Here is an 18,454-nt window from a genome sequence, read left to right on the forward strand (position 1 = left end):
CTGGACCAAGACCGCAGAGGGCATCTTCGAAAAACTCTCCCGCTTGCCTGCATCTTCTGAATGAGTCAGTGCACTAGCATGAATGGGGCGCTTTCCGGGGGCATACTTGATTGAAGATAGGGAAGCAAGGGTGCCTGCGAAGAGGGCAGCTGATCGTCGATAATGGATCCATGATTTTCACGATGCTGCAGTGCTTCTTACGGGACGGCCATGCGCATGTAGGTCATGCCAAGGTTGTTGGTCTGAGGTAGTGTAACCAGGGTAATTCGCCTGAGGAGATCAAGATGCTCCACACGCCACATTCCGCCATGCTCGGACTCACCAGCCACCTGGCCAGAGACATCCTCTTGCTCATCGCATCTCCGGGACATCACGAGGTTCGTCATCCTGAGGGGGCCGAACCGATCTGCCTTGATGACGTCAGTTGGACCGAACATTACGGCCACCGGCATCACGACGTGGATGTCGAAAGGCTCTGACCTTCAGGCGCCGGAAGTCATGATGGTGACGGGGCCGCTCGCCTCCCGATCTTGCTTTTTGAGCTTCGGGGGCGGAGGGGGTTCTTGCCTCTTGCGACCAATGAATTCGAGATCCCACTGCACAGGGGGGGGGGAATCTTCCTCCTGTGCTCACTGCTGAACTGTTGTCCTGCGGTGTCGCAGAGCGCTGCTAAGTCGGCTTACCTCACCTCGGCGGACTCGCATCACGAGCACAAGAGTAATTAGACAGAATCAAACAGTGGCAAATAAATAATAGCACTCCAATTTGGAGCCAATATAATTATATGGCAGATCTGATGTTTACCATTGATGCACCAACTTGGAGCGCTTAGATTCTGAAGGTCACGATGTCGGGCCTCGGCCCTGGTTGGTGGGGAATCATCCATGACAAGCGACCTGAGACGCGTTGAGATTGATGACTTTACCAAAGTTGCTCAGTACGCAGCTGATTTATTGGCACCCGGTCAGCCTGGACGTTTGCAGGCAGTGGTCCTCGGCGAGCACCTAGGGGCGCCCCATAGCACGGTTGAGAAGTGGCTGTTTGGTGTGGCGGCGCCGCGGGGACTGGCAGCGGTGACCATCAAATCCCGCCTGGAATCCATCGCCTTGGATGGAGATCCAGCATATGGGGAAGAATGCGAGACCGCCCATCAGCACATTCTGGATTTGGCTCCGGGAGAGGTGCCGCCTTGGCATGTGATTTCGGTACGGGCCATGCCGGGGTTCATCTTGCGGGTCCGCTTCGCTGATGGACGAGAGGGATCCGTCGATCTATCGACCAAAGTTAAAAGCGTTGATGCTGGTCCCTACGCCGCTCTATTGCCTGCCATGGAATTCATCCGAGCCGCCATCAGTGACGGCGACATCACCTGGCCGTCTGGCGTGGTGCTGGCAGCACGGACAATCTATGACGGCGTAGTCACCGGGAACGGAACTTGGCGTCCGTAAGAGCAGCGATTAATGCAGGGTTGGCTTGTCCGCGAGCAGTGACGGCAGCATTTGGCGTCGAGCAATGGTGCAGGATCGCACGACGGCGTTGACCTCGGTTTCGGCATTCTTGGTCATCTCACGCATGAGCTTTATCGTCGTCTCCATGGCCGCGTCGGTTGCTGGCTTCATCTCGTCCATCGCTACATCCAAGACAGCGGCGAACATCGCCCGAATCTTGGAAAGGGCGTTAAGGCCATGATGGGCTCGTTCGGGAAGGGCGATGGATTCATTATGGCCAAATAGCCCTTCTACAAATCCATCAAGTTCCTGGCATCGGATCTGTGCCTGGGTGGCAAGCCCTTCTCGGGTTGCAGCGGGATGAACCCGCGTCAGCCGAAAGGGTGAATTGCGCTCTTGGTGCTGCGTTAGCCGATTCCACACCCCCATGACCAGAGCCCCGATGAGTTCGTTTGCGGCGTCAATCGACTCAAATTCTGGCAGTTTGCCGCCCCACAACTGCTCGATCACCTTGATCGGGGACTCGCCGATTCCTGGGGACGCGATGTTGCCGAGAAATCGGGTCCGCACTTCATGGAACGGGATCGCGCACTTGTAGCGATCCAACAGTACGCGGGCTTCAACGTCGGACACCGTCGGCGGAGGATGGCGTTTATTCGACATGGGCATTTCACGAACAAGGTGGTTGTGAGCTTTGCATGGGGGACACCATAGAGGTTATGGCCTCCCTAACGTTGACCGGATTTTGGCCAACACCGTCATCATATGCATGTCCTATTTGCGACCGGCCATCAATTCAGCCTCCAGAACCCGATGTTCAGCGCGGCAGCAAAGGCGACCCACACGACATAGGGCACCATCAGCATTCCGGCGATCCTGTCCCGCATCAAGAACGCCACCGTGGTCACAATGATGGCGATCTCAAGGATAACAATCTCGATCGCCGCCACGTCGATCAGGTGAAACTTGAAGAACAGGAAACTCCAAGCGAAATTCAACGCCAACTGGGTCAGGAACAGCCGGATGCATGGGCTATCCCACTTGTACTGATCGCGCCCCCATGCCCTCCAGGCCGCCAAAGCCATCATTACATAAAGAATCGTCCAGACTGGGCCAAAGACCCCATCTGGCGGGGTGAAAGAGGGTCGAACCAAGTCCTTGTACCAACCCTGGACGGCGGGAATGGTGACCATGCTGGCGATGCCTGCAACACCCAGGCACAGCACGATCAAAACAACCAGATAGCCGAACCTGGGATTGGTTTTGCGGAACTTCATGCTCACGGGGAGGCCCTTCCGAAGTTTCCTGGTCAACATTCATGACGCGGGGCCAACCATAGCATCCCGATTGAATTCGATCACGTTATCGGCGTTTCCCTCGGCCCCATGCAGAACTACACTGCGACACCCAACCGCTTGAACTGGTCTCCGACCCGATGCCGCCGAAGATTCCAAAACTGGGACGTGAAGGTGCCGAAGCCCTGGCATTGCACGCCGTCGCGGTAATTGTCGCTGATGATGAATTGCTGACCCAGTTCCTGTCCTTCACCGGCAGCGGGGCCGACGAACTTCGTAGCCGGATCACCGATCCTGACTTCCTCGGGGCCGTGCTGGATTTTGTCCTCGAATCGGACACCACCGTCGAGAAAGTGGCCCATGCGGCAGGCGTTGCCATGGAAACAATTCTGCTCGCCCGTTCACAACTCCCAGGGATGCCGATGGACTGGACGCCATGACAACCGATCTCGAGAAACTGAAAACCCGGCTCCAGGCTCTGCGTGCCAAAACCATCGCCAATGGCTGCACCGAGGAAGAAGCCTTGGCGGCAGCGGCGAAAGTCGCCGAATTGCTGGATCGCCATGACCTGTCCATGACGGACTTGGAAATCCGGGAAGAGCAGTGCGAGAAGTCCACGATTGAAACCAACCGCAAACAGCGACAGCCGATCTCTTCCTGCATCCCGGCCATCGCGGAATATTGCGACTGCAAGGTCTGGAAAGAGAAGGACGACAAGGGCATCCGGTACGTGTTCTTCGGACTTCGCCCCAGCATCGAGATGGCCCATTACGTCTATGACGTTATCGCTATCGCCATGCACACCGCCTGGGTTCAGTACGCGGTTAGCCGGCGCATCATCCGGTACGGCCGGGATGAAAAGGGGTCGTTTCTGTTCGGCATGGCGGTTTCTATCGCCGAGAAGCTGACCGTCATGAAGGCAGAGCGCGACGAGGCCAATCGAGCCAGCACCGGGCGTGATCTCGTGGTGGTTCGCCACGCTATTGTTGAATCTGAATTCGCCAAGCTTGATCTCAACCTGCGTCGGGGTCGGGCGTCAGGGAAGAAGGTTGCCGCTGGTGCGTTTGAAGCGGGTCATGCGGCCGGACAATCGCTCGCCCTCCACCGTGCTGTTGGTGAGAAGGGGGAGTGAAAATAGATCAGCCAGCCATCGGCTGGATTCTGTTTTGCGGCACTGATGCCGTTGACTGCGGTGCAAGCTATCTCCGCATGAGATGCCAATGCCCATGGTAGAAGAAGGACCCAACCGCATATCATGGTGGCCAAGAAGCATTTAATGCGGAAGGGCGAGCCGTGAACGATGATACCGATCCCGAGGCCGAAGAATTCTTCGCCGATACCGTCGGCGAGACCAGCGAACGGGACGTGTGGGCCGGAGCCAACCTGTTGATAGAGAATTATGGGCATGACGCACCCCTGTTCGCCGCAATGAGGGCCGATGATTGGCTCGCACGTGGCGACATTGCGCAGTATCGCCTGTCGAAGCGGATACTGACCGCCGTCGACGAACTGCTGATGATGGCGCCGCCAGCGGGGACGCGTCCTTGCTAGATCCACGGCCTGGCGCGGAACATATAAAGAACATCGCTGCGGGCTGATCTGCTCCAATTTGGAGTAGAATCACCCTTTATCTCATGAGGAACCAAGATATGACCGAGGACGTTCTGCAGGGTGGAGCCAAGAAGGAAACGGCTGATAAGCTGACCTCTTATGTCGAGCGTGTTGAGCGTATGCTGGACGAAATTGACCAGTTGAAGGACGGGCTGAAGGATCTGAAGGCAGAAATCAAGGCCGACGGTTTCAACATCAAGGCCGTTGATCGGGTTGTCGCCATCCGCCGCAGCAAGGGTGCGGCTGACAAGGAAGCCGAGTTCATCAACGATGTTTTGCTCTATGCCCACGTGACCGGCACCCCACTCGACGTGGTAGCCGGGGATATGTCGGAAGAATCCTGAGGGGAGTTTCAAGCTTATGCCGTCCCTGTTTGACCCAATTTCCTTTGGTGCGATTGCGTGTCCAAACCGGATTGTGATGGCCCCTCTGACCCGCGCAAGGGCAGGGGCCTCACGGACCCCGAATGCCCTGATGGCCGAGTACTACGTTCAGCGGGCCTCGGCGGGATTGATTCTCAGCGAGGCAACCTCAGTGACGCCTATGGGTGTCGGGTATGCGGACACCCCCGGGATCTGGTCTGACGAACAGGTGGAGGGCTGGAAACTGGTGACATCGGCCGTTCATGCTGCCGGTGGCCGGATCGTGCTCCAGCTCTGGCACGTCGGTCGAATTTCAGACCCTGTTTTCCTGAACGGTGAATTGCCGGTGGCGCCGTCGGCCATTGCAGCGGCTGGTCATGTCAGTCTGGTCCGACCCGAGCGTCCCTATGTGACGCCGCGGGCTCTGACCATCGATGAAATCCCGGGGATCATCACGGCCTACCGCAAGGGGGCTGAAAATGCCAAGCGTGCCGGTTTCGACGGCGTCGAGATCCATGGCGCCAACGGCTACCTGCTGGACCAGTTTCTTCAGGACAGCACCAACCACAGAACCGACCAGTATGGTGGCTCCATCGAGAACCGTGCCCGTCTGATGCTTGAGGTTACCGACGCGGCCATTGCGGTGTGGGGTGCCGAGCGCGTCGGGCTGCACCTAGCACCTCGATGCGATTCTCATTCCATGGGTGATTCTAATCCGGCCGCCACATTCGGCTATGTGGCGAGCGAGATGGGCAAGCGCCGCATCGCCTTCATCTTCACCCGTGAATCCTTGGGGGATGGACGGCTTAGCCCGCAGTTGAAGACGGCCTTTGGAGGCGCGTTCATCGCGAATGAGGGCTTCACCAAGGTGACGGCGGAGGCAGAGATTCAATCTGGCAAGGCCGACGCCGTCGCCTTCGGGAAATCTTTCATCGCCAATCCGGATCTTCCCCGCCGGTTGGCTGAGGATGCCCCGCTGAACGAACCAAAGCCGGCGTTGTTCTTTGGATCAGGCGCGGATGGCTACACAGACTATCCAGCACTTTAGCCGGAATAGGGGGGTGGCAGCCCTAGTCGGCGGGTTACAGGATTACCGTGATACCAGTTCCCCCTCGAGGCCGCCGGCCGACCGAAGAGCCTGGAGAATGGCGATCTGATCGAGTGTCGAAATCTGAGCGGCGTTGAGCCTGCGGAGCAGATCGCCGACTGTTCCTCCAGGGGGGATTGTGATTATCGACGACCCCTTGCTGTCATCAACGTCGATGCTGCTGCGCGGCACAACTTTGGTGGCCCCGGAGGAGGAGAATGGTGGAGGCTGGGATACCTGATGTGCTTCAGTCACCCGTATGGTGAGCGCCCCGTGGCTGATGGCTGCCGGAGAGAGCCTGACGTCAAGACCGGCGACGATTGCTCCACTGGCGGCATCAACCACGACCTTAGAGGCAGGTTGGTCTGCGGTAACGCGTAATCCCTCAATGGCCGCCGCAAGGCCAGCGGCGCCATCTGGCTGGCTTTCGGGGACAATCACGATGATTGTGCCATTGTCCTTGATCCGGGCCAGGCGTTGACCCTGAAACGCATTAATCGTCTCGGCCATGCGTTTCGCCGTGGTGAAATCTGGATTGCGTAGCCGCAAACGGAGTTCCCCTCCCTGACCAAGGGCGGTTGGCAACTCGCGTTCAATCGTGGCGCCACCTGGAATGTGGGCCGTTGTTGCCGAACCTCGTGAGATACTCTGGCTTCGACCTTGGATGGCCAAACCTTCAACCGCCAACCTCCCCTCGGCTACGGCATAGACTTGTCCGTTGCCTCCCTCCAAAGCGGTCGGCAGCAATACCCCACCAGACAGGTTTCGGGCATCGCCGATGGCTGCAATAGTAACGTCCATCCGTGATCCAGCGCCGGCGCCAGCCGGCAATCGAGCGGTGACCATAACCTGGGCTGCGTCCCGGCCAACCCGGACACCTGGGGGTAGGGGGCCGCGCCCGACTAAGGGAGTATCACCCGTACCGCTCAGGCCAACGACCATGCCGTATCCAACCAAGGCGGCATCGCCCATTCCCTCAATGGTGGCCATGTCTTTGATGCGAGACTGTGCCCATGCGGGGCTTGTCGCCAATGCCAACAGGATTGCCAGTGCCAGCGATTTCATAAACGTCTCCGTCAACGGCGCTGAGGTGAGGTTGCTTGTTTTGCTGCTGCGGGGGCAAGTGATGACGCGTCTGAGCTTGACTAGCCGTGGATTTATCAATGGAGAGACTGACATCGTGCGCTTGACCTAGTGACGATTTTGCGTACATAATATGGTACACATTTTCACGAGGACGCTCCCATGAACCAGGTAACAGTGAACGTGCGGGAGTTGCGTGACAACCTGTCAGCCTATTTGAGCCAGGCCAATGGTGGCGACGAGGTGATCATTACGCTGCATGGCAAGCCAGTAGCCAAGATTGTGCCTGTTGTAGCCAAGAAGCCCGTCTCTGCCCTTCTTGGCGCCATGCAAGGTCGGATCAAGATGGCACCCGATTTCGATGAAACGCCGGACGACCTGATTGATGCCATGGAGTCCGACCTTTGAAGCTGCTGCTCGACGCGAACGCCGTAATTTTTTTGCTCAACAATGATGTTCGCCTTGGCCAACAGGCCAGAGACGCAATTATGGATTCTAGCAACGCCGTCTATATCAGCTCACTGACCATGTTCGAACTGGCGGTGAAGATCCGCATTGGAAAACTTGAGATCAATCTGATGGAAGCGATCGCTATGATCGACGAAACCGCCATTCAGCGCATCGAGATCGAGGATACACACTGCATTGCCATGTCCAAACTTGTGTCGATGGACGGCCATAAAGATCCGTATGATTTGATGCTGATTGCCCAGGGTATTGTCGAAGGCATGACCATTGTCACCAGCGATGGCCGCTTTGCCAGCTATCCGGTCAATGTGATGTCCTGCGAGGATGTGGCGGTTCCAATTTCCTAGCATAGCGCCCAGGGCGCACCGGTGCCGATCCAGCCATCTTCGCGAAGCAAGCCAGTCTGGGATCTGGGATTTGCGTCGGTCAAAGTCTGCGCACAGGAAAAGTGGCCATAGCTGCGGCAACCACAAAATGGCTCTGGATTATTCGTAGAAGATAGAAGTGGCAGCTGCTTCTGTTGCAAGGTGCAACTGCCGAAACCCCAGTGATATTGGTCTCTACTCAGCCGTTAGGCTTACGCAGCGACCGCCATCTCCATGACATTGTTGTCATTGGCACTTGTAGTGTTCGACCCGATAACGGCGGAATCATGCCGGATGGCAATTTCGTCTTTACTAAGCTAGTCGATCCTGCTTCAGCCCCATGGTAAAGCAGCTATTCAAGTTGTTCACCGGCATTACCCGGACCTGTACCACAGGGAGGTGCCTTATTTCCTTAGCGTCTGGGCGGTAAGTCCCTTGCGAGATCCAGACAAGGATGGTGGAGCTGTCCGGTACTGCCCCGGAGTCCTATACTTCTATTCCACTAAACGTCTACCATCATAGCCCGTTTACTAACGGAGCAGAAACTTGTTCGTTCGAAGATACAGATGAAATCTAGAGTTTTACAACAAGACTGTCAACGTTACTGACGTAGGATGCCGGAGGGATCTCCCCGAACTATTGAGAGGGTGTCATTCCAGGCGACGAGGCCGTGCTGTTATCAAAACGGAGGTCGTCTGGGGATGCGGATTGATCACAGGCGGTCAGATGCTGTCAGTTTGATCGATCGACGCCGGGACCAGGGCGGCACGTCGGGAGCGGACTGGAAGAAAAAGAGTCGGCAGGCTATATTGGGAGTGAGAGAAGGGATATCGCCATGCCGACCTTTGATTTTAGCCACCTATCCCCGCAAGAGCGCATAGAGCTCATCGGAGATATTTGCGAGAGCCTCGACGGGGAGGCCCTGCCCTTGTCGGCCGAGTGGAAGGCCGAGCTAGACCGGCGTAACGCCACCTTCTCCGACGACCGCGCCTACGCCATACCGTGGAGTGAGGTCCGTGCCAAGCTGCGCCCCGGCCGTTCTTGATGGGGTCGGTCTTTTTTCTCCCTGCCGCCGCCGCCGAATTGTTGGCTGCGCAAGAGTGGTATGACACCCGAGCCGGGGGCTTGGGGGATCGGTTCTTTGCCGCCGTGGATTCCTTGTTGCCGCGCATTGGCGAAAATCCCCGGCAATTCCCCCTAGCCTATGATGACTTGCGGCGGGCATTGGTGACACGGTTTCCTTACGCCCTATTTTTCCGCACGGAGGCCGAGGGCATCTATGTCGTGGCTTGCGCCCACACTAGCCGTACCCCGTTCTACTGGCAGCAGGTCCGACAGTAAAGTCGGCCATTCGGCTGAGCGGCCAGCAAGTCCGCATCTGCCCTACACGCAACCGACATCGGTAGTGTCGCTGATGATTGCGGACCGACCGAAAGCGGGAGCCATTTTTTTCCCTATGACCGAACTTGCGAGCCGCCAATCCCGGACGTAATCTGCGCCCCCGTTTGACCATGGATATGAGCATCGAGAATGCCAAAGAAAAAGGCCGGAGAGTTTGTGACGGTCTGGATCCCGTCGAGCCGGAAGGCGGAGCTTTTGGAATATGCCGCAAGGCTCGCGGCCCCCTTGGTGGTGGGATCATCGGGGGCTAAAAAGCCGGACCCGCACCAGATCGATATCGAGGAAGCTATCCGCGCCAATGCGCGTCGCAAGCCCCGGAACAAGGCAGGCGAATCCCCCGTCTGATCCAACTTGGAGCAAGGGGAATGGGACGAATGAGGCATGGCCAGATTGACGCTTACTGAGGACTCCCATCCTGTTGGCTCACTGATCGATGCGCCTCTGTCTGTCGAAGGCGCCATCGAATGGTCCTCTATCAAGTCACGTCCCCGATCAGCCTTCTGGACCATCTGTCTGTACGTCATCGGGGACAAAAGATTCAGGGCCAGCGCCAGACCGAATCAAATTTGGCCACGAGACCGAGGGTTTTTGGTTTCTGCGCTGACCGCGCGGAAGACACCTGGCTGGGCTATTGTGACGCCTCAGTTTCCCAATCGGACCCTCCTGGCCATCAGTGATCGGTCCATTGCGCCTTTGCTCCGACTTGGGTTGTTGGATGCCGATGTTGAAGGCACCGAAGCCCGGCTGACGATCTCCGATATTGGGGCTGCTACCTGGGAACAGTTTGAGCTGCGTGGTGGACGGTGGGCAGAAGACGTTGTCTAACTCAGTATTCCATCCCCAATCTCCAGGATGAGCCGACATGCTTTCGCTTGAAGATCTGAAATCCGTCGACCGGATTGTCGCTATCGACGCTGAGACCACGGGATTCAGGGTTCCGAGCCCTGCTGAAATCAGGAAAATGCCAAAGGGCCTGAAGCTCCCTGGCGTCGTTATCGAAATCGGCTGCCTCGAATTAGTTCGAGGTGACGATGGGTGGAAAACAGGCGAAAGCTGGCAGCGCCGCATCCAGCCAGGTGGGCCTATCTCGAAGGCATCAATTGGGGTGCATGGGATCACGCCAGCAGACATTAAGGATGCGCCGACATTCAAGGATATCCTGGATGACTTCGAGGCCTTCATCGGCCAGGACGTGCTGCTTGCCCACAGTGCCGAGAACGAGATCGAGTTTCTCAATTTCGAATACGCCAGGGTAGGGCGCTGTGGCTTTGAGGAAATGATTTTCACGGGCAGCGATTTCATCTGCACCCAGGAGCTTTCCCGGCAGTTTTTCCCCGGCGTCCCCGGGTCATTGGATGTCCTGGTCGATCGTCTATGGATCGATCGGTCCGACCGGTTTGAGCATCATGGTGCCCTGCTTGATGCCATTCTGACCGCCGAAGCCTTCATGAAGATGGCCGGCGGCTTCGTTCAGGATGACACCCGCTATATGAGCTTCGGGGACCAGACATAGCCGGGGATGGCAATGGGCATGCGTCCGGCCAGCACTGAGGACAAGGAAGCCCTGGTGGGGTTGGTGGAGCGGGTGACGTTCCACAGCCCGGACACGGGGTTCTGCGTTTTGCGGATCAAGGCCCGTGGTCAGCGTGATCTTGTGACCGTTACCGGTTCTGCCGCCACGATCCAGCCTGGCGAATACATCCATGCCAGTGGCCGCTGGGACAATCACCGAGATCATGGCCTGCAGTTCAAGGCGACCTTCATGAAGGTTACGCCGCCGACCTCTCTGGACGGCATTGAGCGGTATCTCGGGTCCGGGATGATCAAGGGCATTGGCCCGGTCTATGGCAAGAAGCTGGTGAAGGCGTTCGGCGAAGCTGTATTCGACGTCATCGAACAAACCCCTGAGAAGCTTCAGCAGGTCGATGGGATTGGCCCGGTGAGGGCCAAGCGGATTGCCGCCGGATGGGCCGAGCAGAAGGCCATCCGCGAAATCATGCTATTTCTGCAAAGCCATGGGGTCAGCACGGCTCGAGCGGTTCGGATCTACAAGACATATGGAACCGACGCAGTTCCGCTGGTGAGCGAGAATCCCTACCGGCTTGCCCGTGATATCCGGGGCATCGGATTTCGAACGGCAGATCAGATCGCGGAGAAGCTGGGCATCGAGAAGACCTCCATGATCCGCGCTCGTGCCGGCTTGTCTTACGCCCTGATGGAAGCGGTGGGAGATGGCCATTGCGCCCTGCCGGAAGACAAGCTGCTCATCCTGGCTGAAGAGCTGCTGGAAATCCCTCAGGCTCTCCTGACCGACGCTCTTGCCCTGGAATTGAAGGAGGCCAATGTCACAGCTGATACCGTGGGGGACCGGCGGTGCATCTTCCTTCCGCACCTGTGGCATGCCGAACAGGCCATAGCGTCACGTTTGCGGGCCTTGGCTACCGGAACGGCACCTTGGCCATCCATCGATGCCGAAAAGGCGATTCCGTGGGTAGAAGCCAAGTTGGGCGTGACCCTGGCAGACAGCCAGAGAGCCGCCGTAGGCGTGGCACTGGCGTCCAAGGTGATGGTGATCACCGGCGGCCCCGGCGTCGGCAAGACCACGCTGGTGAATTCCATCCTGCGCATCCTGGCCGCCAAGGGCGGGACCGTGGCGCTGGCCGCTCCCACAGGGCGGGCTGCAAAGAGGCTTTCCGAGAGCACGGGTATGGAGGCCAAGACCATCCATCGCCTGCTGGAGTTCGATCCAAGCAACGGCGGGTTCAAGAGGTCGGAGGAGATGCCGCTGGAATGCGACCTGCTGGTGGTTGATGAGACCTCCATGGTCGATGTGCCGCTGATGGCCTCATTGCTGAAGTCGGTCCCTGGCCATGCAGCGGTGATGATCGTTGGCGATGTGGATCAGCTGCCATCCGTTGGCCCCGGGCAGGTGCTCGCCGATATCATCAACTCGGGCATCGTGCCGGTGGCCAAGCTGACGGAAATCTTCCGCCAAGCCGCCAGCAGCAAGATCATCATCAACGCCCACAAGGTGAATAAAGGCCAGATGCCGGAGCTGGTTCCACCGCCAGACGGCGTGACCGACTTTTATTTCGTCGAAGCCGCTGAACCCGAAGATGCCGTCCCCAAGATCATCGAGGTTGTGAGCAACCGGGTTCCGCGCCGATTTGGCATGGATGCCGTCCGTGATATCCAGGTGCTATGCCCGATGCAACGCGGCGGGGTAGGGGCTCGATCCCTGAATGTTGAACTTCAAAAGGCGCTCAACCCTGGCCGCCACGGCGAACCGTCGGTCGAGCGATTTGGTTATCTTGCGACCAACAAAGGGGTTCCAACCTGTTGCCGCAATGACGGCCCAAGCCGTCGCTCCAAGGTGCGGAAGGCGATAATAATAAAGGTCAGCAGATACGCTGTCAGGGCTGATCGCCAAGCCAGTACTATGACGATCCTGGGTGGTCGCCCAGATGTACCCGCCGGACGCGATCAACTTTTCAAGCTCTGAGAAGATCTTCTCCGCCCTCTCCGGATTCCCTTTCAATCGGTAAATCAGCGCCGCCTGCGCGGTTCCTTCAGACCAGAAGCCACTTCGGTCGCTGTTGAATGAGAACCCTCCTTGTACACCGTGAGCGCGTTCCGCGTAGGCAATGCTTCTACGCCATTGCTCGGGCGCATCCGGGAGCAGTAATGGCCAAAGTTGGGCATCTAGGCCCGAGGTGTTTCGGTTCTGCGTGATCCCATCCGGCAAGGTGCCAATCACAAACCGTCCTTCCCGATCATCCCACTGTGAAAGGAGAAACGCGCGTGCATTTCGGGCTTCTTTTTTCCAAGGCCCTGGCGCACCGGCACGGTCCAGCCAACGGAATACAGCCTCAAGGCAATCACCGCCAGAGCGTTATCATAGGTCATCGCCGCCGTTGCCAGCGCCACATTGTCCGTTGGCCCACTTCCTGTTGCGCTGTCAAAGCTCCGCAAAAATATGGGCCCGACTTCACCGGAGATGCCGTTCACCCGGGCGGCTAAGCGGCTTTCCAGTTCTTCTGCGGCGAGACCTTCTTCCAGCACGCGCTTCCGGTGGATCGCTCGTCCATGACCCGCTGGCGCCAGCGGATCGGCGCCGATGAACTGGCGGCGCTGGTCCAGGAAAGCCTGGCCGCCGCCCATCGCGGCGGGGCGCTGAAGCCCCAGGATCTGGAGCGGATCACGGTGGACACCACGGTGCAGCCCAAGGCGGTGGCGTTTCCCACCGACGCCAAGCTGATGCACAAGGCGCGAGAGAGGCTGGTGCGCCTCGCCGGGGAAATGGGCGTGACGCTGCGCCAGAGCTATCGGCGGGTGGGCAAGCTGGCGCTGATCAAGCAGGGCCGCTATGCCCACGCCAAGCAGCACAACCGGGCGCGGCGCGAACTCAAGCGCCTGCGCGTCTATCTCGACCGGGTGGTGCGCGACATCCGCCGCAAGATCGAAGGCAATCCGGCACTGACCGACGCCTTCCGTCGGCCGCTGTGGCTGGCCGAGCGGGTCGCCACCCAGCTCAAGCGCGATTCCTTCCCCAAGGTCTATTCCCTCCACGCCCCCGAGGTGGAGTGCATCGGCAAGGGCAAGGCGCACAAGCCCTACGAGTTCGGTTGCAAGGTCACCGTCGCCACCACCAACGCCCGCTCTCCTGGCGGCCAGTTCGTCGTCCACATCGACGCCCTGCACGGCAATCCCTATGACGGACACACCCTCAAGGCCGCCGTCGAAACCGCCGAAGCCTGGACCGGCGTCACCGTCAAACGCATCTATGTCGACAAGGGCTATCGCGGCCACGGCCTCGACCGCTTCAAGGTCTGGCGTTCCGGCAGCAAGGCCCCCACCGAAGCCATCCGCCGCGAACTGCGTCGCCGATCCGCCATCGAACCCGTCATCGGCCACATGAAGAACGACGGTCTGCTCGACCGCTACTTCCTCAAGGGCAAGGACGGCGACCGTATCAACGCCATCCTGTCCGGCGCCGGACACAACTTCCGCCTCCTGCTCAAGTGGCTGAGGCTTCTTTTGTCCCTGATCCTGGAAACCATGTGGGCAATCGTCGTTCGAATTGTCTGGATTCGGTCGTTACCGGGCTAAATTTGGCGTGACGGAATTTTCTGCGGTTTGGGTTTACACCCCCTATGTGGTTACGGGGACTTCCTGTTGATGGTTGGGCTGTGAGCCCCTTAATGCACGCGGCCAAAAAACCCCTTGACGGACTACGAACAAAACATGAACATACGGTATTGTCTTTAGGAGGTCCCGCTATGGCTCAGTCCGTTCTGTTTGCCGTCGACTACAATCAGGCTCCGTTCTGCATCGTCCGCGCTGGCGATTTCCGCCAAGCCATCAAGGTGGCATCAAGCTTCCTGGCAATGCCTGTCGCCGGGTCTGATGAATGGCGCGGCCCCACACCTGATGAAGTCGCAAAGCTCCGGGCTCGTCGTCCCATTGATAAGGAGCGATATGCCTTTGCTGTGATGCAGACCCAGTTCAGCGCAGGCGGCGAAGTTGAACTGTCCGCAATTCCGTTGGGACGCACAGCCTAAACTAGGCTGCGCGCCGGTGACCGGAGTTCCTTATCGCTCCATCACATAGGTTCCCGGTGCGTCACATAAGGGCTTGTCGGTTTTGCTTCCCATTGGTGGTATCGCGACCTTCTCGCCAGAGTGTGCCGCCAACCACTGAGCCCAATCGGCCCACCAACTCCCTTGCTTCGCGACAGCCCCCGCCAGCCAATCGTCGGGGGTGGCTGCCCTGCTTGTAGAGTCATTGGTCAAATGCCCCCCTTTGGCCTTGGCCGGCGGATTGATCATGCCGGCAATATGCCCACTGGCAGCGAGGACATAACGGACATCACCACCGGTCAACCGCGTGACCTGCCACGCAGCGCGCCAGGGAACGATGTGATCCTTTTCCGCCCCCACAGCATAGATATCTTGGGTGATCTTCCTGAGGTCGAGCTTTTCTCCCAGTAACGTGATGGCACCGGGTTTGATCAGATTGTTTTCGATATAGGTGTTCCGCAGGTAGAAGCTGTGCGCAGCCCGAGCCATGCGGGTTCCATCGGCATTCCAATACAAGAGGTCAAATGCCGGTGGCTTTTCCCCCATGAGGTAGTTGTTGACCACCGCCCCCCAGATCAGGTCATTCGGGCGCAGCATATTGAACATGTCGGACATATGCCGACTGTCGAGATAGCCGCGCTCCAACATCTGCTTCTCAATGAACTCGATGTGCGGCTCGTCCATGAAGACAGCGGTATCTCCAACTTCGGTGAAATCCTGCATGGAGACCATCAGGGTGGCCGAGGAGAACCGATCATCACCCTTGGCCGCCAGGGCGGCCAAGGTCATCATCAACAATGTGCCGCCGATACAATAGCCCATAGCGTTGATCTGCTTGGCGCCGGTAATACGGCGAACCGCATCGCTGGCGGCGATCGGGCCATCCAGCATGTAGTCATCGAGTGAGGTTTCCTCCAACGAGGCGTCCGGATTTTTCCAACTGACCATGAACACCGTAAATCCCTGGTCAACCAGGTAGGCCACGAGGCTGTTTTTGGGTTGGAGATCGAGGATGTAGAACTTGTTGATCCATGGCGGCAGGATCAGCAGCGGCACCTCATGGGCCTTTTCACCCTTGGGCGCGTACTGAATCAACTCGATCAGCTTGTTTCGGAAAACCACCTTACCCGGCGTCAACGCAAGGTTCCGGCCCGGTGCGAAGGCTTCGGTATCGGTCATGTTGAGCCGACCGGAATCGAGATCGGCCAGCAACTGGCGCATCCCGTTGGCGACGCTCGTCCCTCCGGTTTCCATGGCCTTACGGAGTGCTGCGGGATTTGTTGGCAGGAAGACGGTTGGGCTGGAAGCGTCAATCAACTGGCGCAAATGGAATGCGAGGCGCTGTTTGTCGCTGCCTTCGAGGTCCGCCCTCTCCGCCTGTTTCAGCAATTGCTCCGACAGCAGCCCATAGGTCTGCTTCATCATGTGAAAGAATGGGTTCTGCTCCCACTCTGGAGCATCAAACCGCCGATCAACTTCTCCGCCGGGAGCCTTATCCCGATCAGTCACCGGCGAGGCTTGGCCAGACCAGCGGGCGATGGCGGCCGTCCAGGTATCTGATGCATTCTGCCAAAGCTTGAGTGTCAATTCTCGAGCTTCGTCGTTGGCTCTCGCAGGGTCTTCCAGGGCCTGGGCTGAGACTGTGGAAACCGCCTCCACAATGGCAGCCATATCCAAGGGCAATAGTTTTGACAGAGGATTTGCCTGCCACATTTGACTGGCAAAGGCCGCCAGTGGGGCGACTGCAGCTTGGTACGGGGTTTCAGGCTTGTCAGGTTGCTGGGCCGTGGGTTTCACCGGGCTCTGCGTGCCAATGTCCTCCGCCACCGTGGCGGCAGCGGATTTCGGCTTCAGCTTCGGCGCCGGCTTGGGCTTGGGGCTCGCAGCTGCCGCAAACTTCTGGTCAGGCTTGGCCCGGGACTTTGGCTGCGAAACCTTAGCAGGCTTCGAGGAGGGCTGGGCTGGGGGGAGTGGTGCAACGGCGGCCTTTCCGCCCTTTTTCCCTGCCGCATTCGGCTTCTTTCCGATATTGGAACCTTCTGCCGGCTTCAGCGTGGGCTTAATGGCTGACTTTGGCTTTGTTCCAGAGGCGCCCCCTTCTTTGGGGTGATCGGCAGAACCGGCTTTGCGCTTCGTGGCCATCATTGCCTCCACAGGCAGGGGGAAAAGGGTGATAATTTTCCCCTGTTGATCATCGCGGACAGGGGTGTTCGGTCCAGAACGTCAAGTAATTCCGGGATGGCCCCAACGTATGCCAGAGCGATGCCGAGTCAGATGTTGGGCAAGGGTACTCGCTCCTGCCGCCTCAAACACTTCCAAGTTTACAGCCGGGCCGGATTTCTTGCCGCACCATCAGCGGCCAGTCGGGAATTCGCCTCATTGTGTTGCGCTAATTTTTCCATGACTGACGTGCTTCCAAGTCGATGTCTCCATGGCCATCTGTTGGAGTCGCAAGATACCTGTACGCTTGCCGTACTCCATACATCTTGATAGCATGGGCCATGATCAAGTTCTTTGCCGACAAGAGGACCAAGGCATTTTTTGAAGGCACTCGTGTGCCCGCCTTCGCAGCCTTTGCCCGTCAGGCAGAGCGGCGGATGGCGACTTTGGAAGCGGCCTGCTCGATGCGAACATTGCAGGCGTTGCCATCAAACCGTTTTGAAGCATTAGGCGGTGACCGGCTCGGCCAGTACAGCATCCGGATCAACGACCAGTGGCGGATTTGCTTCCGCTGGGAGGCGAAAGAGGAGACCGGCCCCGCTGGCGATCCGCTTGACGTTGCCGGTGATGCCGTCGATGTCGAAATAACCGACTACCATTAGGAGGGCCATGATGTATCAACGCCAGACTGACGGTTTGCCGCCAATCCACCCCGGCGAGATCCTTGGCGATGAACTGGCTGCCCTCGGCCTGTCTGCCGCCGAATTTGGTCGCCGTCTCGCCGTCCCTCACAATCGGATTACAGCCATCCTGAAGGGACAGCGTGCCGTTACTGCTGACACCGCCTTGCGGCTTGGACGGTTTTTCGGCATGCCCGCAAAATTTTGGCTGGATCTCCAGCAGACCTATGACCTTAAGCGGGCTGAAGCCGAACATGGTGCCGAAATTGATCGGGTCGTTCGTCCCAGAGCTGCGTAAAATCGAGCTGGGTGATGGTGGGCGCGGCAGGATTCGAACTTGCAACCAGACCGTCATGACTGCTGAAAGTAGCAGTCGTCTTGCCGGAGGCTGTAACTGAGCCGGCCGGCTCTAACCATTGAGCTACGCGCCCTTCTTTGAGCGACAAAGGCTACTTGAACAGATTGGAATAGAGATCATCGTCCTCAACAGCCTGCTTTTTGGCAGGCACTGGCCGGGTTTCGGATTTTGGCCGGCGAAATGAGCTGACCACGTCCCAAACCTTGAGGAAAAGACTTTCGCGGCCATCCAGGATGTTGCTGTCCTGCTTATGCCAGTGGACGTCGCCCAAATTCGGTTTGGCCAAACAGACTGACGACGCATGCACGGAAGGCACCGGCACTTCGCTGGCTGCTGGCAACTCCCCCGGCGGTTCAGCGCTCAGTTCTGGCTGAGCAGGTATCTCCAGATTCGGTCGCGTGCGCGGGGCTGCCTTGGATTTGGTCCTGGTGCGTTTAGGAGTCGGCGGCGCGGGAACGCTTGCTTCTGCGCTAACAGCGCAGGTTTCTGCAACCTCACAGCCCTGCTTTACGCATTTCTTGGTGGCCACTATCAACGCATCCTGCCCGAGGGGTGAG

Annotated in this window: 20 protein-coding genes, 1 tRNA gene, 1 other RNA gene and 1 pseudogene; 15 read left to right on the forward strand and 8 right to left on the reverse strand. The window is 58.3% G+C overall.

The annotated features are described in order from the left end of the window. Positions 1 to 884: 884 nt before the first annotated feature. Positions 885 to 1,448: a DUF2442 domain-containing protein gene (locus CU669_RS16565; RefSeq protein WP_112146714.1), complete on the forward strand. Its 564-nt coding sequence runs from the start codon at positions 885 to 887 to the stop codon at positions 1,446 to 1,448. 9 nt (positions 1,449 to 1,457) lie between these two features. On the opposite strand, the gene CU669_RS16570 is transcribed toward CU669_RS16565, so the two are convergent. Together CU669_RS16570 and CU669_RS16575 are read right to left on the reverse strand one after the other, a co-directional pair. After that, positions 1,458 to 2,111, reverse strand: coding sequence for a hypothetical protein (locus tag CU669_RS16570; RefSeq protein WP_112146790.1), 654 nt, complete (start codon positions 2,109 to 2,111; stop codon positions 1,458 to 1,460). Between the two features lie 128 nt (positions 2,112 to 2,239). After that, positions 2,240 to 2,725 carry a TspO/MBR family protein gene (locus CU669_RS16575; RefSeq protein WP_239988758.1) on the reverse strand — a complete coding sequence of 162 codons (486 nt, stop codon included), beginning with the start codon at positions 2,723 to 2,725 and terminating at the stop codon, positions 2,240 to 2,242. A gap of 158 nt (positions 2,726 to 2,883) precedes the next feature. On the opposite strand from CU669_RS16575, the gene CU669_RS16580 reads away from it, so the two are divergent. The 5 genes from CU669_RS16580 (at position 2,884) to CU669_RS16600 (ending at position 5,764) form a co-directional block, all read left to right on the forward strand. Further along, the gene (locus CU669_RS16580; protein ID WP_112146716.1) at positions 2,884 to 3,183 is read left to right on the forward strand and encodes a DUF3572 domain-containing protein; all 300 of its coding nucleotides are present in this window, start codon (positions 2,884 to 2,886) and stop codon (positions 3,181 to 3,183) included. Further along, on the forward strand, positions 3,180 to 3,875 hold the full coding sequence (locus CU669_RS16585; RefSeq protein WP_112146717.1) for a DUF7168 domain-containing protein: 696 nt from the start codon (positions 3,180 to 3,182) through the stop codon (positions 3,873 to 3,875). Before CU669_RS16580 ends, CU669_RS16585 begins: the two co-directional genes overlap by 4 nt. A 161-nt stretch (positions 3,876 to 4,036) precedes the next feature. Then, entirely contained in the window at positions 4,037 to 4,294 is a 258-nt protein-coding gene (locus CU669_RS16590; protein ID WP_112146718.1) for a hypothetical protein, read from the forward strand. Positions 4,295 to 4,392: 98 nt separating this feature from the next. Then, a complete protein-coding gene (locus CU669_RS16595; protein WP_161539691.1) occupies positions 4,393 to 4,698 on the forward strand; it encodes a GapR family DNA-binding domain-containing protein in 306 nt (101 codons plus the stop codon). Positions 4,699 to 4,714: 16 nt separating this feature from the next. Then, positions 4,715 to 5,764, forward strand: coding sequence for an alkene reductase (locus tag CU669_RS16600; protein ID WP_112146720.1), 1,050 nt, complete (start codon positions 4,715 to 4,717; stop codon positions 5,762 to 5,764). A 42-nt stretch (positions 5,765 to 5,806) separates the two neighbouring features. Here the strand turns inward: CU669_RS16600 and CU669_RS16605 are convergent, their stop codons facing one another. Further along, a complete protein-coding gene (locus CU669_RS16605) occupies positions 5,807 to 6,868 on the reverse strand; it encodes a flagellar basal body P-ring protein FlgI (RefSeq protein ID WP_161539692.1) in 1,062 nt (353 codons plus the stop codon). A 180-nt stretch (positions 6,869 to 7,048) separates the two neighbouring features. On the opposite strand from CU669_RS16605, the gene CU669_RS16610 reads away from it, so the two are divergent. Further along, positions 7,049 to 7,294, forward strand: a complete 246-nt coding sequence (locus tag CU669_RS16610) for a type II toxin-antitoxin system Phd/YefM family antitoxin (protein WP_112146722.1) — start codon at positions 7,049 to 7,051, stop codon at positions 7,292 to 7,294. After that, entirely contained in the window at positions 7,291 to 7,701 is a 411-nt protein-coding gene (locus CU669_RS16615) for a type II toxin-antitoxin system VapC family toxin (RefSeq protein WP_112146723.1), read from the forward strand. The genes CU669_RS16610 and CU669_RS16615 overlap by 4 nt, the downstream gene beginning before the upstream one ends. Positions 7,702 to 7,857: 156 nt before the next feature. Here CU669_RS16615 and ssrA read toward each other — a convergent pair. Further along, positions 7,858 to 8,295: a transfer-messenger RNA gene (gene ssrA / locus CU669_RS16620) on the reverse strand. A gap of 259 nt (positions 8,296 to 8,554) precedes the next feature. On the opposite strand from ssrA, the gene CU669_RS16625 reads away from it, so the two are divergent. The 3 genes from CU669_RS16625 to recD2 all read left to right on the forward strand — a co-directional run bounded on the left by CU669_RS16625 (position 8,555) and on the right by recD2 (position 12,622). Continuing rightward, positions 8,555 to 8,764 carry an addiction module protein gene (locus CU669_RS16625; protein ID WP_112146724.1) on the forward strand — a complete coding sequence of 70 codons (210 nt, stop codon included), beginning with the start codon at positions 8,555 to 8,557 and terminating at the stop codon, positions 8,762 to 8,764. 1,218 nt (positions 8,765 to 9,982) lie between these two features. After that, a complete protein-coding gene (locus CU669_RS16640) occupies positions 9,983 to 10,633 on the forward strand; it encodes a 3'-5' exonuclease (protein ID WP_112146727.1) in 651 nt (216 codons plus the stop codon). Between the two features lie 18 nt (positions 10,634 to 10,651). Further along, positions 10,652 to 12,622 (forward strand): SF1B family DNA helicase RecD2, encoded by a 1,971-nt coding sequence (recD2, locus tag CU669_RS16645; RefSeq protein WP_112146791.1) that lies wholly within the window; start codon positions 10,652 to 10,654, stop codon positions 12,620 to 12,622. Between the two features lie 251 nt (positions 12,623 to 12,873). Here recD2 and CU669_RS16650 read toward each other — a convergent pair whose 3' ends face one another. Continuing rightward, positions 12,874 to 13,182 (reverse strand): hypothetical protein, encoded by a 309-nt coding sequence (locus CU669_RS16650; RefSeq protein WP_112146728.1) that lies wholly within the window; start codon positions 13,180 to 13,182, stop codon positions 12,874 to 12,876. Here CU669_RS16650 and CU669_RS16655 point away from each other — a divergent pair. Further along, a pseudogene (locus tag CU669_RS16655) lies at positions 13,147 to 14,229 on the forward strand (IS5 family transposase); the annotation flags it as partial. The gene CU669_RS16650 and the pseudogene CU669_RS16655 sit on opposite strands and share 36 nt — an antisense overlap. Before the next feature lie 170 nt (positions 14,230 to 14,399). After that, positions 14,400 to 14,681 carry a hypothetical protein gene (locus tag CU669_RS16660; protein WP_112146729.1) on the forward strand — a complete coding sequence of 94 codons (282 nt, stop codon included), beginning with the start codon at positions 14,400 to 14,402 and terminating at the stop codon, positions 14,679 to 14,681. Positions 14,682 to 14,711: 30 nt separating this feature from the next. Here the strand turns inward: CU669_RS16660 and CU669_RS16665 are convergent, their stop codons facing one another. Next, positions 14,712 to 16,844, reverse strand: a complete 2,133-nt coding sequence (locus tag CU669_RS16665) for a class I poly(R)-hydroxyalkanoic acid synthase (RefSeq protein WP_205119483.1) — start codon at positions 16,842 to 16,844, stop codon at positions 14,712 to 14,714. A gap of 356 nt (positions 16,845 to 17,200) precedes the next feature. On the opposite strand from CU669_RS16665, the gene CU669_RS16670 reads away from it, so the two are divergent. Continuing rightward, positions 17,201 to 17,521, forward strand: a complete 321-nt coding sequence (locus CU669_RS16670) for a type II toxin-antitoxin system RelE/ParE family toxin (RefSeq protein WP_112146730.1) — start codon at positions 17,201 to 17,203, stop codon at positions 17,519 to 17,521. Between the two features lie 7 nt (positions 17,522 to 17,528). Then, positions 17,529 to 17,837: a HigA family addiction module antitoxin gene (locus tag CU669_RS16675; protein WP_239988754.1), complete on the forward strand. Its 309-nt coding sequence runs from the start codon at positions 17,529 to 17,531 to the stop codon at positions 17,835 to 17,837. A 15-nt stretch (positions 17,838 to 17,852) separates the two neighbouring features. On the opposite strand, the gene CU669_RS16680 is transcribed toward CU669_RS16675, so the two are convergent. Beyond that, positions 17,853 to 17,970, reverse strand: a tRNA-OTHER gene (locus CU669_RS16680). A gap of 18 nt (positions 17,971 to 17,988) precedes the next feature. Then, positions 17,989 to 18,426 (reverse strand): hypothetical protein, encoded by a 438-nt coding sequence (locus CU669_RS21165; RefSeq protein WP_146747761.1) that lies wholly within the window; start codon positions 18,424 to 18,426, stop codon positions 17,989 to 17,991. Between the last annotated feature and the right edge of the window lie 28 nt (positions 18,427 to 18,454).

It is taken from the genome of Paramagnetospirillum kuznetsovii (assembly GCF_003284725.1).
Lineage (GTDB): Bacteria > Pseudomonadota > Alphaproteobacteria > Rhodospirillales > Magnetospirillaceae > Phaeospirillum > Phaeospirillum kuznetsovii.